Annotated in this window: 13 protein-coding genes; 8 read left to right on the top strand and 5 right to left on the bottom strand. The window is 41.9% G+C overall.

Going from position 1 to position 17,365, the window contains the following annotated elements:
* Nucleotides 1-31 precede the first annotated feature (31 nt).
* Both ABI367_RS10940 and ABI367_RS10935 read left to right on the top strand, forming a co-directional pair.
* Nucleotides 32-1,384 (top strand): family 43 glycosylhydrolase, encoded by a 1,353-nt coding sequence (locus tag ABI367_RS10940; RefSeq protein WP_462230693.1) that lies wholly within the window; start codon nucleotides 32-34, stop codon nucleotides 1,382-1,384.
* Nucleotides 1,385-1,418: 34 nt separating this feature from the next.
* Entirely contained in the window at nucleotides 1,419-3,350 is a 1,932-nt protein-coding gene (locus tag ABI367_RS10935) for a glycoside hydrolase family 97 protein (RefSeq protein WP_462230691.1), read from the top strand.
* Nucleotides 3,351-3,600: 250 nt separating this feature from the next.
* On the opposite strand, the gene ABI367_RS10930 is transcribed toward ABI367_RS10935, so the two are convergent.
* Both ABI367_RS10930 and ABI367_RS10925 read right to left on the bottom strand, forming a co-directional pair.
* Nucleotides 3,601-4,956, bottom strand: coding sequence for a cupin domain-containing protein (locus tag ABI367_RS10930; protein ID WP_462230689.1), 1,356 nt, complete (start codon nucleotides 4,954-4,956; stop codon nucleotides 3,601-3,603).
* Nucleotides 4,957-5,009: 53 nt separating this feature from the next.
* Entirely contained in the window at nucleotides 5,010-6,647 is a 1,638-nt protein-coding gene (locus tag ABI367_RS10925) for a hypothetical protein (protein WP_462230687.1), read from the bottom strand.
* Nucleotides 6,648-6,966: 319 nt separating this feature from the next.
* Here ABI367_RS10925 and ABI367_RS10920 point away from each other — a divergent pair, with 319 nt between their 5' ends.
* On the top strand, nucleotides 6,967-8,910 hold the full coding sequence (locus ABI367_RS10920) for an SMP-30/gluconolactonase/LRE family protein (protein ID WP_462230685.1): 1,944 nt from the start codon (nucleotides 6,967-6,969) through the stop codon (nucleotides 8,908-8,910).
* A 191-nt stretch (nucleotides 8,911-9,101) separates the two neighbouring features.
* On the opposite strand, the gene ABI367_RS10915 is transcribed toward ABI367_RS10920, so the two are convergent.
* The gene (locus ABI367_RS10915; RefSeq protein WP_462230683.1) at nucleotides 9,102-10,532 is read right to left on the bottom strand and encodes a sialate O-acetylesterase; all 1,431 of its coding nucleotides are present in this window, start codon (nucleotides 10,530-10,532) and stop codon (nucleotides 9,102-9,104) included.
* Between the two features lie 34 nt (nucleotides 10,533-10,566).
* Nucleotides 10,567-11,493, bottom strand: coding sequence for an RraA family protein (locus ABI367_RS10910; RefSeq protein ID WP_462230681.1), 927 nt, complete (start codon nucleotides 11,491-11,493; stop codon nucleotides 10,567-10,569).
* Between the two features lie 200 nt (nucleotides 11,494-11,693).
* On the opposite strand from ABI367_RS10910, the gene ABI367_RS10905 reads away from it, so the two are divergent.
* From ABI367_RS10905 to ABI367_RS10895, 3 genes are all read left to right on the top strand, one after another.
* Nucleotides 11,694-12,092: a (R)-mandelonitrile lyase gene (locus ABI367_RS10905; RefSeq protein ID WP_462230679.1), complete on the top strand. Its 399-nt coding sequence runs from the start codon at nucleotides 11,694-11,696 to the stop codon at nucleotides 12,090-12,092.
* Between the two features lie 129 nt (nucleotides 12,093-12,221).
* Entirely contained in the window at nucleotides 12,222-12,971 is a 750-nt protein-coding gene (locus tag ABI367_RS10900; protein ID WP_462230677.1) for an SDR family NAD(P)-dependent oxidoreductase, read from the top strand.
* A 69-nt stretch (nucleotides 12,972-13,040) separates the two neighbouring features.
* A complete protein-coding gene (locus tag ABI367_RS10895; RefSeq protein ID WP_462230675.1) occupies nucleotides 13,041-13,622 on the top strand; it encodes a TetR/AcrR family transcriptional regulator in 582 nt (193 codons plus the stop codon).
* A 40-nt stretch (nucleotides 13,623-13,662) separates the two neighbouring features.
* Here the strand turns inward: ABI367_RS10895 and ABI367_RS10890 are convergent, their stop codons facing one another.
* Nucleotides 13,663-14,544, bottom strand: coding sequence for a DnaJ domain-containing protein (locus ABI367_RS10890; protein ID WP_462230673.1), 882 nt, complete (start codon nucleotides 14,542-14,544; stop codon nucleotides 13,663-13,665).
* A gap of 252 nt (nucleotides 14,545-14,796) precedes the next feature.
* On the opposite strand from ABI367_RS10890, the gene ABI367_RS10885 reads away from it, so the two are divergent.
* Complete coding sequence (locus ABI367_RS10885) at nucleotides 14,797-16,407, top strand: CTP synthase (RefSeq protein ID WP_462230671.1); 1,611 nt, start codon at nucleotides 14,797-14,799, stop codon at nucleotides 16,405-16,407.
* A gap of 25 nt (nucleotides 16,408-16,432) precedes the next feature.
* On the top strand, nucleotides 16,433-17,365 hold a 933-nt coding region (yidC, locus tag ABI367_RS10880; protein WP_462230669.1), incomplete at its 3' end, for a membrane protein insertase YidC.

Raw genomic sequence — 17,365 nt, 5'->3', positions numbered from 1 at the left:
CCAAAAGAGGTATAAATGCCTTAGTTAAAATATGAAAAAAAACATTTTAGGCCCGTTACATTTTTTATTTATAGTAGTTGCTTTGTTCGCTAATAACGCTAAAGCACAAAACCCACTTATTACCACTCAATATACTGCCGACCCAACTGCAAAGGTTTTTGATGGTAAGGTATATTTATACCCTTCGCATGATATTTTGGCTACACCGGGGCATGGCCGCCTGGCCTGGTTTTGTATGGAAGATTACCACGTTTTCTCCTCACCAAACCTTACCGACTGGACAGACCACGGCATGATAGTTTCGCAAACCAAAGTTCCATGGGTCGATTCAACCAGCTACAGTATGTGGGCACCTGATTGTGTGTTCCGTAATGGTAAATATTATTTTTATTTCCCGTCAACCGCTGCAAGTGGTGTTAACGGAAAAGGTTTTACAGTTGGTGTGGCTATTGCCGACAAGCCTTACGGTCCTTTTAAAGTAGAGCCACAACCAATTAAGGGCATACATGGTATTGACCCATGTGTGTTTATTGATAAGGACGGACAAGCTTATATTTACTATGCACAGGGTAATATTTATGCCGCAAAGCTTAAAGACAATATGACCGAGCTGGCATCTGACCCTAAAATACTGGGCGATCTGCCTGCCAAGGGACTTAAAGAAGGTCCGTTTGTTTTTGAACGCAATGGCATCTATTACTTAACCTATCCGCATGTGGACAAAGTAACCGAGCGTTTGGAATATGCTATCAGCAATAACCCAATGGGGCCGTTTAAATTTACAGGTGTAATTATGGACGAATCGGCCAGCGGCTGCTGGACAAATCACCATTCGCTAATCGAATTTAAAAATCAATGGTACTTATTTTATCATGATAGGGACCTATCGCCAAAGTTTGATAAAGCAAGGTCGGTACGTTCAGACAGTTTGTTTTTTAACGCCGATGGAACCATACAAAAGGTTATACCAACCGTACGCGGTGTGGGGTTAACCCGTGCCAACAAACAAATACAAATTGATCGTTACAGTGCCATCAGCAAAGAAGGTACAACGGTTGATTTTATAGATACCGCTCATCGCATGAAAGGCTGGAAAACAACCTTCAACCAAAAAGGCGCGTGGATACGTTATAACGCGGTTGATTTTAGTGTTAAAAAATTAAAGGATGTTGATGTAATGGCAGCGGCCGCACAGGGAGCTAATGTTGAGGTACGCCTTGATAAACCAACCGGAATGTTGCTGGCAACGGCTAAGGTAGGTAAGGGGGCAAACTGGCACACCACCAAAGCAGCTTTGCTTAAAACACCGGTGGGTAAGCATGATCTGTTTATTATATCAAAAGATGCAGCCCCGGTTGATATAGACTGGGTAAAATTTAACTAATTACAAAAGGCGTTAATGCCTTAATATCTAAAAAATGAAAAAAACTGTTTTAGGCCTGTTGCTTTATTTGTTTGTAAGTAACGCTTTCGGGCAAACCGTATCAAGTCCTGATGCTAATTTGAAAGTATCAGTAAGTGTAACCGATGGTAAACCTGTTTATGAGGTAAGCTACAAGGGTAAGGTAATGCTTGAAAATTCGCCCCTGGGTTTAGTTACTAACGAAGGTGATTTTACTACAGGTATGACCTATATTGATAAGCACGAAACCAGTGTTAGTAAAAGATACACGCAGGATAAAATAAAAACATCGCATATTCAATATACAGCAAATGAATTGACCTGCAATTTTGAAAACGCGCAAAAGAAAAAGATCAGTATTACTTTTCAGGTAAGTAATAACAATATCGCGTTTAGATACGAAATACCGGTATGGGGCGAGCGTATGTCGTGTGTGGTAGAAAAAGAAGCTACAGGGTATAAATTTCCGTCGGCAACTACTACTTTCCTGTCAGACATGATGACCCCAATGACGGGGTTTGCGCGTACAGCGCCGAGCTATGAAACAGGTTACCAGCCCGAAGCACCTTTAAAAGCAACAAAAGCGCATCCCGAAGGTTATATATTTCCGGGTTTGTTTCATGTGGGTAATGATGGCTGGGTGTTGCTTTCAGAAACAGGTGTAAACAGTTTGTATTGTGCTTCGCATTTAAGCGAAATATCTGCTGATGGTGTTTTTACTGTAGCCTATCCAAATCCTAAACAAAATAATGGGTTTGGGTCAACAGGCGCAGCCATTGCTTTGCCGGGTGTTACGCCGTGGCGTACCATTACGATTGGCGATAATTTAAAACCTATTGTTGAAACCACCATACAATACGATGTGGTTGATCCTTTATATACAGCTTCAAAGCCATACAAATATGGCAAAGGCACCTGGAGCTGGATACTATGGCAAGATGCCAGCATGAACTATGATGATCAGGTTAAATTTATTGACCTGGCTGCCACCCTAAAATATGATTATATTTTGATTGATGCCCTATGGGACAAAAACATCGGCAAAGAAAGAATGACGCAGTTGGTTAAATACGCGGCGTCGAAAAAAGTTGGGGTGTTTTTATGGTATAATTCAAACGGCCAGTATAATGATGCGCCGCAGGGGCCGCGTAATAAAATGAACACCTCTGTTGAACGTAAAAAAGAAATGAAGTGGTTGCATGATATTGGCGTTTATGGTATAAAAGTTGATTTTTTTGGCGGCGACAAACAGGAAACCATGCGTTTGTACGAAGACATACTATCAGATGCTAATGATTACGGTTTGATGGTAGATTTTCATGGTTCAACAACGCCGAGGGGCTGGGAGCGTATGTATCCTAACTATATAGGCAGCGAAGCTGTACAGGCATCAGAAATGGTGTACTTTAACCAAAGCAACAGGCAAACCGAGGCCACTTATGCTACGTTACATCCGTTTATACGCAACGCTGTGGGTAATATGGAATTTGGCGGTGTATTCCTGAATAAATATCTTAACAAAGCTAACAAGGGCCGTAGTCAGCGCCTCACTACCGATGGTTTTGAACTGGCAACAGCCATACTGTTTCAAAACTCTGTACAGTTTTTTGCGTTGGCCCCTAATAACTTAACAGACGTGCCAGCCTTCGAGATGGACTTTATGAAACAAGTACCTACCACCTGGGACGAAACCCTTTATATTGATGGTTATCCGGGTAAAAGTGTGGTAATAGCACGACGACATCAGGATAAATGGTATATAGCAGGAGCCAATGCGGGTAAAGAGGTATTAAAACTTAAATTAAACCTGCCTATGATAGCCGGCAAAAAAGTGGAGATGTATAATGATGACGACACTAAAACTACATTTCATAAGCAAGTAGAAATTAATAAAAACGGCGAGTATGAAATTGAAATTCAGCCAAATGGTGGTTTTGTGTTAGAATAATAAAGGCCAACAATCACCTGGTAACAAAAAAGGGATATGCAATGCTGCATATCCCTTTTTTGTTGTAAATAATATGCGTCTTTGCAAGAAGCGAATCAATATTCTTGTCATTTCGAACGTAGAGAGAAATCTATACAATTGATTCGCAAGTGTATAGATTGCTTAGGTCCCGCAATGACGGTTAGGAACGACCCTAAACAAAAAGGACCCGCAATTTGCGGGTCCTTTTTGTTATAGATTATTAATCAGCTTATTTATTATTATCAGCGCCTAACACATCATAACCACGCCATTTATAGGTGGCACCCAATTTAGTAGCGGCACCCCAGGCTATCGGGTGCTCTTTACTTTGTGTCCACTTTTTACGGTCTGCTTCGGTAGCAAATGATATTTGTATCTGGTAGTTATATGTTGTTGCTTCACCTTCAATACTTTTCTCAACATCAACAGGATAAAGACGTAATAACCTTGATTCTACATAACCTTGCTGCTTTTTCATAGCAGGCACATATATTTCTGAATACATTTTTTCAAAGGCTTCGGCTTTATCCGCAGGAACCACAAAGTCCATTTGTAGCGCCATAGCTTTTGGAGTTGCCGGCGTTTCTGCATTTGCTCCGCCTATACCTACACCCATACCCGGGCCAGGACCTCTTAGTGCACCAGGGCCGCCTTGACCAGGAGCACCTTGACCAGGTCCCCTTGGGCCACCAGGGCCACGACCAAAACCACCTCTGTTAGCTAAAGCGGCTATGCTTTTAGGGGTGTTTGATACACCTATAACCAATAGCTCAAGGTCATCTGTACCATTATTAACAAAAGTTAATTTTTCGCCTATCTGGCTGTGGAAAGCATCATCTTGTACCAGATCTGCAGTTTCAGTGCCGTTTGATATAGTTCCTTTACCTTTTACAACATAAAATACTTCTTCCTGATCTGGTGCAGTATGTTCGCCTGAATTAACGCCGGCAGGTAGTACTACATCATCCACATGGTCCCATTGGGTTTTAAATACTTCAGGGCCCATTATGCGGCGGTATTTAACACCTGTGCCTGGGTAAGTAGCGCCAGCGCCTCTTAATTTTGTAGGATCTAAACGGCCAAATATAAACGAAGGCGTTTTATCAACCACAACACCAACGCGGTCATCACCCAGGTTAAACGCATCGTTATTACCTTTTGCAAAGCTTACACCAAAGTTTAACCAACGTTCGTTTTGATTGGTATAGTTATAAATACCGTGCGAATCGCCCATTCTGCAAGGTACCATTGCAGGTGCTTTAATAACAGCGGTACGTCCATTCACGGTAAACTCGGCTTCACCGCTAAGCAATACATACATTTCTTCAATAGTATTATGAAAATGCTGCCCTATGCTTGATTTAGCGTTAAGCAATCCCGCATGCAGGTATAAAAATGGTGTAGTCATTTGTCCTGCTCCAAACAGCTGGGTAAATTCCATACCACCGGCACCTTCGTGTACGCCGGTTTGTGTTCTTGGTTTGGTAACATCGTTAAATACGATACGCGACTTAAGTGTTGTTGCAGTCTGCGCACCGGCAGTTGCGGTGACAGCAGTAAGTAATAATACAAGTAATCTTTTCATTATCTGTTGGTTTATATTTTGATTTTTGTTGGGATAGCTAAGTTAATAATTTATCAATAATCTGGTCTGCTGGCTGCGCCAATTAAGTTTTGCCTTACAGCTTCCATACCAAGTCGTTCTTTAAGCTGGGTTAGGTACAGGCTACGTGGAGTAACGTGTTTGTCTAACGATTCAATGTACCCTCTTGGTTTGGTCAAATCCATATAACCGGTGTTGAAAATCATAGAGGCAATACCAACATGGCCAAACGAATAATTTTTAGCAGTTGGCGGGTTTTGTATCAGGAACTCGCCTTCGCAGTTCCACATTACCACATTCGCGCCGCCCCAGCCAATAGTTATATCTTTCCAGAAACGAGCGGTTAATGGGGCCTTTACGTTGTCATAAAGTATACCATTACCCCAGTGGTTATGCGTCTCGCTTGATGAATAAGGGTTGATGGCGGTGTCATCTAAATATACATTACCGCTTGCTTCAGATCCTTGTAAAACAAAGGAGTGACGTCCCTTTTGCGAAATACATCTTTGTACCAGGCAAAACTGACCATTCATTTGGAAGGTAAAGCGCCTTGCACCCATACGTATTGATACCGGTTCGCGCGACTCGCAATCCTGCACGGTTATATATTTTGAACCGGCGTTAACCTGCACCACGCTGCTGGCAAAATGCATGGCTTCCATGTTACGCACCCAGCCATTTTTAACGTTAGTAAAGTTGATGAAGTTATAGTAATGTCTTTCGTCCGAAAAATATTCTTCGCCCTCATACTGAGTCTCAGGTTTATTAACTATACCACGGTCCATATTGCCATAAGTTGTTTGGCGTACAGTAGGGTTGTAATCCGACTCGCCACGCAGGTTCTCTACACCAACTTCTTCAATGCGGTTTTCGGTATATTTAACCAGATCGCCGCCACCCCAGCGGGTTTCAACGGCGGTAAAAATAGGCGCGTCTACCGTTACGGTATTACCTTTTATGGCGGTTATTATCCTGTCGTAAGTAATAACAAATGGGCGCCACCTGTTGCGGCCCACGCTTGCACTATCTACACCAAGTTCTTTTATCCAGTCCTGGTTGCCGTTACGTCTAACTAATACAAGGTCGCCAACTTTAAACCCTTTAGCTGATGTTACGTTGAAGGTTGTGGCACCCACAGGTACATATTTATCGGTAATGCTTTGTTTGGTGGCCTCCTGTACTGCAATAGGTGTTGGGCCGGCAATGTTTATCAGCGGCGTACGTTGTGAGCCGTTTTTTCCTATCAATATGGTGCCTATGTCGCTCATGCCTTCGCCACGTAATACAACGCCGGACGCTTTGATACTGATGGGTTTTTCTAATGTATAAGTGCCCATTTTTAAAAGCACTGCACCCCTAAAGCCCGAGGCATCAAGCGGCATTGCCGATACTTTATCAATAGCTGCCTGTATATTCTCTGTATTATCACCGGGTACTGGCCAAACAGTTATCTTGTTGGGTATATAAGGTATACTTACGCCGCCACCTTTATAACCTGCGTGCGAAAAATCGGGAATTCTATTGCCTAAACTATCGGCAACATAAACAAGTTTGCCATCACCGCCCGGGTATACCAGCGTTGTTGCCGGTGGTATATCTTTATCCTGAGCCTTACTCACATAAATGTTGGCACATAACATTACTGCCACAGCAGAAAGGAATTTAATTCTCATAACAGATCAAAAATTGCTTTAATAAAAAGGTTTATAATTTAATAGTCGGCGTATTAAATTGTATTGTTAAGTACACTGCATATGCCCGGCATTGGTTGGCACCGGGTGTTGCATAGAAAACACGTCATTCTGACAAATATAATTTATTAATGCCAACAATTAAAGTACGTAACAAAATCGATATAGTGTTATGTAACTATCTTGTTATTAATACCTTGTTGCCAAGAAAATGGCAAAAAAATAATGGGTTTGTAAAAAAGAAATTTGATTGCTCACATTGAAATACCTATTTTTCCTGCCTAATATAAACCTAACAACTATGAAACCGTTATTAACGCACAGGGCCATCGGCCATGGGGTGCTGGCTGCCGCTCTACTTTTTTTAGCGCAGTGTACATCCGGTCCGGCTACTACCGACTGGCAGCAAAAAAACCAGGATCTTATTAAGCAATATAATTTAACGCCAAGGGAACTTTCTGATCTGCCCAAAAGTGGCATTGAATCAAACCTCGAACAGGGCAAAGTAACAGGTATTGATCACCTGGACAGTACAACGCTTGCCCCAGGCGTAAGTGCCAGGATATTTTGGGGAAGCGGCACCATGGTAAGTGTTATAAAACTTGCACCTAATGCCAAAATACCTGAAGAAGTATTACCAGCCGATAGGTTTGCATATGTTATGGATGGCTCTGTTGATCAGTTGATAGATGGTAAAATGGTTAATATGCTGTCAAGAAAGCGTGAGGCTCCGGATGGTACCCACAGTGCTACCCCCCGTACGGATTTTGTATACCTTGAAAAAGGCAGCAAAAATGCGGTAACTGCCGGTGCTGCCGGTGCCAAATTGCTGGAGGTTTATAGCCCGCTGCGTTTAGACTATTTGAAAAAAGCAGGGGTAACTAAATTGCTTGATACCATTGCTGATGTAAAAAATCCGGCTCAACCTAATGTTGTACCTAACAAGGTTTACGATCTGTACGAAGTGCAGCTTACCGAAATTGCCAAAGGTGCACACACCAGGCTGATTTCAGGAAAAAATACCCAGATGAGCTTTATCTCTATGGACCCGGGTACAACGTTTGAACGTCATATCCATCCAGAAGAACAAATGATGCTATTATTGCGCGGCGCTTGTAATGAAATTTTACTGGATGGCGAGCAGGCCATGAAACCAAATGATGTGGTACGTATACCATATAATATGGTGCATGGTGCTAAAATTAGCGATCTGGGTGCCGATGCGCTGGACATTTTCTGGCCTGCACGTAGTGATTATTCAGATAAGGCGAAAGCCGGTTTGGAGGCCTACCATGCTATTATTCCTGAAACCTCGAAAGTAGAAGTGCTGGTTGATGGTACAAAAACTAAACCGGGGCTAACTTTTAGCGAAGGACCGAAATGGATGAACGGTAAGGTATACTTATCAAATATGTATTTTGATAAGGACTTTAACGGCAGCCCGGCAAAAAGCTCGACTGTGGAACTGGATCCAAGCGGCTCTTATAAATATATCACCGCAGGTAAAATGCAAACTAACGGATTATATCCTTATAAAAACGGAAACCTTGTTGTTTGCGATATGATGGGCCACCGCGTTGTTGAAATGACCACCAAAGGCGAGGTTGTAAAAGTGCTGATTGATAAATACGACGGCAAATCTATTGACGGGCCAAATGATATTATAACCGATGCTAAAGGTGGTATATATTTTACTGATCCGCAGTTTACTATGGATAAAGTGAAGTATCAGCCGGGTCGTGCGGTTTATTACCTGTCGCCCGAAGGTAAACTTACCCGCATAACCAAACCTAATGAGTTTGCTATGCCTAACGGTATCTTGCTATCACCTGATGGTAAAACGCTGTTTATAAACAACTGCTATGATAAAGAGAGCTGGTACCCGGTTAAAAGCGATAAGGACAACTTTTTATGGGCTTATGATGTTGCTGCAGACGGTACTATTAGCAACGGTCGCAAATTTTGCGAAGTAATGCTGGTTGATAAGGTGTTAGACAGGAAAGGCAAATCATCAAGCGCTGATGGTATGGCTATTGATAAAAATGGCAACATATATATATGTACCTATTACGGCATACAGATATTTAACAATAAAGGTGCTTTTGTAGGCATGGTAAACCTGCCTTCGTTTCCGGTTAGCTGCTGCTTTGGCGATAAAGATATGAAAACCCTTTACATAGTTAGTTACAACAAGGTTTATAAAATACGCACCAATCAGGTGGGGTATGTGAATTATTTGAAGTAATAACAAACCAAATAAATAATAAATAAAAAAGGTCCTTGCAGTTTGCTGCAAGGACCTTCTTTATTTAAAAGTCACCGTCATTGAGCGAGGAACGAGCGTGGCAATCTCTAAATTGATAGGTAAACTCGTAACCTGTCGTGTAGAGATTGCCACGCTATCGCTCGCAATGACGCTCTTTTATTGTATTAAACTTAATTAGCCGCAATCTTAACCGGCGTAACCACCCAATTATCCGTACGGAACGGGGTAACCGGTAAGCCTTCTTTATTAAACAAGTTTGACATACCTGTATTAGTAAAAGAGAACCTAACCGCTACCGGGTTTGGAACTTCCTTACTTGATACTATAATACGGCCCTTATCCAGTTTAATATCGGTAGCCGGTACAAAGTTTTGGTCGCCGCCCGCTATTAAAAATTCGGTAGGTTGTTTTTCAGTGCCTTTCAACATAAAGCCATTTGCCGCGTTATCAATATTCAGGATTATTTTGCCCTTGTTTACTTCCATGCTTTTATATAAAGGGTTTTTATAATCCTCGGCAGGGATAGGCTTTTTATAGGTATCCGCAAGTGCCAGGTTTGCTAAACGCAGGCCTACATCAATTTTATTGATGGGGTGCTGGCTTTTAATATTATCCACCAGGTCGGTTATCACTACCATTCCTGTTTTTGGGTATGACAGAGACCGTGTTTGCTGCTCCATTAACAAAGCAGCTTCGTAAGTGCTTTCATAAGTATAAGGCGCAATTTGTACATAATAAAACGGAAAATCCTGCTGAAATTGCTTGCGCCACGCGCCTATCATCCCGGTAAACATACGTTCGTAAGTCTTTGCCCTAACTGTATTGCCCTCGCCCTGGTACCATATAGTGCCGGCAATGGTGTAATTAGAGATGGGATATATCATCGCGTTATATATAAGCGCGGGTTTATTAGGGCGATAGGTAACATCTTTTACTTTAGTGGCAGCCTCTTTCACTTCAGGGTCGTTGCCAAATGCCTCGTTAGGTTCCCAAAGTTCAACTGGGGTACCGCTCCAGGCCGATTCTATCAGTCCTACAGGTACATTCAATTCTTTATTCAGCTTTTTGCCAAAGAAATAACCTACAGCGCTAAATTTTTTAAGCGATTCTGCATCGCAGGTTACCCATTGACCCTCGGCGGTTTCCTGTGGATACTCGGAAGTGGCTTTGGCAACCATAAAGAAGCGGATGTTATTATTTTTAGCAGTAGGTAGTTCGTCCTTAATTTGCTGGTTGTTGCTATACTCCATGTTTGACTGGCCCGATGCAACCCAAACTTCGCCTATCATAATGTTTTCCAGTACTATGGTGTTTGCCCTGCCTTTTATGGTGATAGTATAGGGACCGCCAGCAGGTGGAGTGCTTATTTTAGCTACCCATTTACCGCTGTTCATCGCGGTCACTGCATCCGTTTCAGTTTTCCACGATTCGGTAATGATAAACCGTTCGCTTGGATCGGCCCAGCCCCAAATGGCTGCTTTTGTGTTTTGCTGTAAAACCATATTGCTGCTCATAATTGGCGGCAGCCTTATAAAGGCAGCGGCATTAAAGCTGTATAGCATTAACGCCAGTAATGCCATAAGCATTAGTAGCTTTTTCATAATTATTGGTTAAAATTGGTTTTTATTAATGCGATTACCAGGTTCTTTTGCTCATCATCACATCTAACTCGGCACGGGTCATTTTACCCAGTTCAGGATGTTTTTGCAGCCATTGTATAAAATCGTCCTTTATCTTATCGGTCCATTGGTTATCAATTTCGCCGGTGCTGTATTTGCCGGTACGTACCATCTCATAACCAAACTTGTCTTTACGTACCACAAACTCACCAACGCTGATAACTTTTTCGGCCAAGTGGGCGGGTATAAACAGTACACCTTCGTGCTGTACAATAACCAGATCACCCGGAAGCACAATAGCACCACCGATGTGGATAGGTGTGTTAAGACCCATCAATACCATTTCATCAGTAAATGAAGGGTGAAAATCACGTACCAGAGCGTTAAATCCTGGCATTAAAGCAATTTCCTGAAAATCCCTTGATGCGCCGTCGAACACCACACCATTACCTGATTTGCTCCAGATTGAATTTGCCAACGTTGAGCCCATTAATGGTCCGCCGGCTATTTTGCCGTAGGCATCGGCTACATAAAGATCGCCTTTGGTCAATATATCAATGGGCCATGAGTTGGTATTGCCCTTGCGGCCCTCTTTGGCGCCACGCTCTTTAATAAGCTTCTCAACATCCGGGCGACTTGGCATGTACATGGCAGTAACGGCACGACCCGTCATGGCAGTTTCGTTAACACTTTTCCAATGACCTTCAAACTGGTTGTTGTAACCTTCGTTACGTAAAGCGTTCCAAACGTCATCCATCATAACGTGTTTTGCACGCTCTAACAGATCATCCGGTATTCTTGGCCTGCCGTCAGGAAAGCGTTCGCCTTTCCATTCAGATGTTAAAAAAAGCATTTCGTCTTTCGACATGGTTTGTGCCTGCACAGCAGTTTTTAAAAACATGCCGCATAACAGCAATAAAATAGCAGTACTTTTAAGTTTCATATTAAATAAGTTTATAGTTTTTTTGGTTAGTTTGCTTTTGACTGTAAAAGTCGCATTGCAAATATATTCGAAATATACTGTATTTATAGCTATAAATTACCGCTACTGCGCGTAAAAATCATGATAGTTTGTAATTGTAGGTTTGTAAACAAAACAATATACAACCCATTTATTAAATAATTAAACGAGCATTAAACATCATGGAAATAAAACGCAGCGGCAGCCAACCATCAGGAAAAGGACCGGCAGAATATTTTACCGGGTCGGTTCGTATCGATCCCCTTTTTGCACCGCCAGAGCCTGCGCGCGTAGCCGTGGCACTGGTTACTTTTGAACCCGGCGCACGCACAGCCTGGCATACACATCCGCTTGGGCAAACTTTAATTATTACGGAGGGTTGCGGTTGGGCACAGCGCGAGGGTGGTGATATTGAAGAGATACGCGCGGGTGATGTAGTATGGTTTGCCCCCGGCGAAAAACACTGGCACGGCGCTACCGCTACTACCGCCATGAGCCATATTGCCATCCAGGAAAAGTTAAACGGCTCGCCGGTTGACTGGATGGAACAGGTATCAGAAGAACAATACGCTAAGGATTAATTTGTTTGTTGGGCACCTTCATTTGTCATCCAAAATCAATAATTTAAAATATTGGAACGATTGTTCCAATATCATATTACATTTGCGGAACGATTATTCCAAAAATAAAAAAATAATCATTCACAACAAATGAAAAAGTTAGCAAACAAAGTAGCAGTAGTTACAGGCGCATCAAAAGGTATAGGTGCTGGTATAGCCAAAAGCCTGGCAGCAGCCGGCGCATCGGTAGTAGTAAATTATGCTTCGGCTAAGGCAGGGGCAGATAAGGTGGTCGAAGAAATAGTTGCCAATGGCGGCAAGGCCATTGCGGTCCAGGGCAATGTCTCTGATACGGCAGACGCGAACCGGATATTTGAAGAAGCCAAAAACGCGTTTGGCGCCATTGATATACTGGTTAATAACGCCGGTGTTTATAAATTTGGTGCTATTGAACAAATTACCGAAGAAGATTTTCATACCCAGTTTAATACCAACGTGCTTGGTTTGTTATTAACTACACAGGCAGCGTTAAAAAACTTTAACGCCGATGGCGGCAGCATCATCAATATTGGCTCGGTTGTAAGCAATATTGCACCGGTTGGCAGTGCTATCTATACCGCTACAAAGAGCGCTGTTGATGGGATCACTAAAGTATTATCAAAAGAACTAGGCGGTAAAAAAATAAGGGTCAACTCTATTAACCCGGGCATTGTTGAAACAGAAGGTACCCATACCGCAGGATTTATAGGAAGCGATTTTCATCATGAAGCAGAGCGTACAGCGCCATTGGGCCGTATTGCACAGCCTGAAGATATTGCATTGGTTGCCGTATTCCTGGCTTCGGAAGAATCGCGCTGGTTAACCGGCGAAACCTTACTTGCCAGTGGTGGCATAAGGTAAGTAACTGTATAATATATATTTAAAATTAAATAGCTTTGCTTAGTAAAATAAGCAAAGCTATTGCAGGTTATGGCAAGAAGTAAAGATTTTGATGAACAGGAGGTGCTGAACAAGGCGATTAACCTTTTTTGGTTAAAGGGGTATAACGGTACGTCTATGCAGGACCTGGTAGACGGGTTGGGCATAAGCCGTTCAAGCCTGTATGATACTTATGGCGACAAGCATACGCTTTATATAAAGGCACTTGAAAGCTACCAGGCTGCAGGTTCAGGGAGGACATGTAATATCATCAGTAATGCGGTTTCTGCCAAACAAGCTATTAAGGAGTTGCTGGAATTTATTATCAATAATTTACTTTGTGATAAAACGCAAAAGGGTTGTTTTTTGGTAAATGCCGAGGTTGAAGTAGCACCGCATGATAAAGAGGTAAACAAAATGGTTTGCCAAAATGACCAGCAAATTGAAGATGCATTTTACACCGCTATAAAAAAAGGACAAGATAGTGGCGAAATAACCAACACTAAGGATGCGCGCGCACTGGCTCGCTTTGTATCAAACGCCGTGAAAGGGATGCAGGTAACGGCTAAATCAACTTCTGACAGGGCTATGTTTGATGATGTTATCAACCTTACACTATCTGTATTTAATTAACCACCGCCAGTTCAACGGTATATACTGAACAAAATTATGTTCAATCATTTTTAACCGTCCACTTGGGTACATACCCGGTTTTATTGTTATAGGATATTTTATAAAAGTTGGCGCCTTTTTCTAAAACAGCAATCCGGGAGTTGCCGGGTATACGGCTCACAATGTCCGAGTTGTAACTATCAGTAGCACGCATATACACTATCCCCGTTGAATTTGATTTAATATAGGCGCCGGTGAAGATATTATCACCATCGGTCATTGTGTTATTAATTTTTGGTTCTTTAATTGAAGTAACAGTTTGCGGTATGGTTGCCGGTACAGGCGTTAGCGCAACAATAGCCGGTTTTACCTGAGGTTTTGTAATTGGTTTTATATCCGATACAATTGTCGGTGGTATAGGTGTTGTCTGCTTAACTTCGGGCTTAACTATAGTTTTTGGTTGCACCACAACAGATGATGTAGCGGCGATGTTATGGGATGTTTGTAAAGCATGTATCTTTTTATGGTGTTTAACCACAGGCATATTTTCTGAAACAACATCTGTCTTTGCAACCTTAACAGGTTTGGTGCCTGTAATAGTTTTAACCACATAATCGCCAAAAAGCAGGGTGAATATGATCAGCATGATGGTGAATGCGATGTCAATGCTTTTGGTAGTTTTAGCGTAGTTTATCTTCGCGGGTTCCTTTTGTTGCAACAACTGTGTTTTTGATTTTTTTAGCAATGAATCATAAGCCGCACGCCCCGGTGGGTCTATCAGCGTTTCATAAGCCTGGCGCACATCTTTAAAGCGGTTCTCAAAATAATTGTCCTGCTGGTTAAGGTCAGGGTGAAATTTTTTGGAGAGTTTGCGGTACGCCTCACGTATCTCGTCGGGTGTACAGTTTACATCAAGCCCTAAAATGTAGTAAAAGTCCTTCATGTAGTTAAATAGGGTAATAACTATATGATGATTATTTTAATACATAGTTTAATTGTTTAAATAGAAAATTATTAGCTAAACTAAACTTAAAACAACTACAACTTTTTTAACCTCTATAACCTTTTATCTAAACCAATTACTTTCCAACAATTACAACTTACATACCCAAACCCCAAATATTTTCTTACTTTTGTATCCCGTACACAAACATTTGGTTTCGGCTTAAAACCGGCTCCATTTTCAAAACAAAACATGACTAAATATATATTTGTTACGGGCGGTGTTACCTCGTCGTTAGGCAAGGGTATTATCTCGGCATCATTAGCCAAGCTGCTGCAATCGCGCGGCTACAGCGTAACCATTCAGAAGTTCGATCCCTATATTAATATCGACCCCGGAACATTAAACCCTTATGAACATGGGGAGTGTTATGTTACCGAAGACGGTGCCGAAACCGACCTTGACTTGGGCCACTACGAGCGTTTTTTAAATACGCCAACATCAAAAGCCAATAACATTACAACGGGCCGCATTTACCAAAATGTAATTAATAAAGAACGCGAAGGCGCTTTTTTAGGCAAAACCGTACAGGTAGTTCCGCATATTACTGATGAGATAAAAAGAAATATACGCATACTGGGCGAGGATGGTAAATACGATATTGTAATTACCGAACTGGGTGGTACCGTAGGTGATATTGAGTCGTTACCTTATATTGAAGCCGTAAGGCAGTTTAAATGGGAGGTGGGCTCAAGCAATGCCATAGTTATACATCTTACACTTGTTCCGTTTTTAGCTGCCGCGGGCGAGTTGAAAACTAAACCTACCCAGCACTCGGTTAAAATGTTACTGGAGTATGGTATACAGCCGGATATATTGGTTTGCCGTACCGAACATCACCTTACGCAGGACATAAGAAAAAAAATCGCTTTATTTTGTAACGTAAACGTTAATGCCGTTGTCGAATCAATAGATGCATCCACCATATACGATGTGCCTTTATTGATGTTGAAAGAACAACTGGATAAAACAGTATTAACTAAATTAAAACTTTCGCTAAAAAATGAGCCTAACCTGGAAAACTGGAAGGACTTTTTAGGTCGCTTAAAAAACCCTACGTCCGAAGTTTGTATTGGCCTGGTGGGTAAATATGTTGAACTTCCGGATGCTTATAAATCAATCATCGAATCGTTTATACACGCGGGTGCTAAAAACGAATGTAAAGTGAAAGTACAATACATTCCGTCTGAAACATTAACGCCGGGCAATGCTATTGAAAAACTGCGTGGATTGGATGGTGTATTAGTTGCACCGGGCTTTGGCGAGCGTGGTTTTGAAGGCAAGATTGAAGCTATACGTTATGTACGCGAAAACAATATTCCATTTTTTGGCATTTGCCTGGGTATGCAATGCGCTGTAGTTGAGTATGGCCGAAATGTATTGGGCCTAAAAGATGCCAGCAGCACCGAAATGAACCCGGACACGCCTAACCCTGTCATTGCCATGATGGAGGAGCAAAAGAAAGTAGTTAACAAGGGGGGTACCATGCGTTTGGGCGCTTATGCCTGCGATTTAAAAAAAGGAAGCAAGGCTGCCGCGATATATGGCAAGTTACATATAAGCGAGCGACACAGACACCGTTATGAATTTAACAACGATTATTTAAAGCAATACGAAGCGGCAGGTATGATACCTTCAGGATTTAATCCTGAAAACAACCTGGTTGAAATTGTAGAGCTTAAAAATCACCCGTTTTTTGTGGGTGCGCAGTTTCATCCCGAATTAAAATCGACAGTTGCTAATCCGCATCCGCTTTTTATTAACTTTGTCGCCGCTTCACTGGCTTATGCCCGTAAGAAGTAAATATTTGTACGATTACAATTAACTAATGGATAGAAATACGTTTACAGGATTATTCCTGATCATGCTCATCATTGCCGGTTCGGTTTATTTTATGAAGCCAACCAATGTAGAGTTGCAAAAAGAAAGAGATAAACAACATATCGACTCGCTTAAAAAGGCAGGTTTGCCTGTGCCTAATCCAGCCGCAGCTGATACCTCAATTGCAGCAAAACCGGTTGATTCGGCTGCTTTAAAAAGCGCTTTTGGAGCCACACTTATAGGTAGCGAAAATTTAATCACCGTTGAAAATAAAGACATCCGCTTAAAATTAACCACCCGCGGTGGTCGTATTTACTCGGTTGAGTTAAAGAATTTTAAAACCTTTGATAAAAAGCCGCTGATATTATTTGACGGCGATAAAAATAAGTTTGGTTTTAGCTTTGCTGCCGGCAATGCCAGCATTAACACCAACGAACGTTATTTTACGCCAAGCGCTACTTCATTAAACGTGGTGGGGCAAGATTCGGCCTCCATAACCATGCGTTTAAGCTATAGCCCAACCCAGTATATTGATTATATATACAGCTTAAAGGGCGAAGGCTATAAAGTGGGTTTAACCATTAAGCCTGTTGGCTTGGATAATGTGATTGTAAACAGCGGCTCAATTAACCTGGATTGGGAATCAAACCTGCGCAGGCTTGAAAAAAGCGAAACGCTTGACAAGAGGTACTCTTACATTGGCTACTTTAACACCGAAAACAGCTACGATTTTTTTGGCGACACCAAGGATGACCAAAAAGAAATTGCTGATAAAAAAATACAATGGGTTACGTTTAAACAGCATTTCTTTTCGAGCGTATTGTTGGCGAAGGAAGGGTTTACAAAATCAAACCTAACCGTAGTTACTGATACAGCCGACCATGCTGATATAAAAGAGACCAAAGCCAGTTTACAGTTAGCCAAAAGCGCAGATGGGACA

Source organism: Mucilaginibacter sp. (genome assembly GCF_039935595.1).
Lineage (GTDB): Bacteria > Bacteroidota > Bacteroidia > Sphingobacteriales > Sphingobacteriaceae > Mucilaginibacter.
This window is presented reverse-complemented; position numbering and strand designations above follow the sequence as displayed.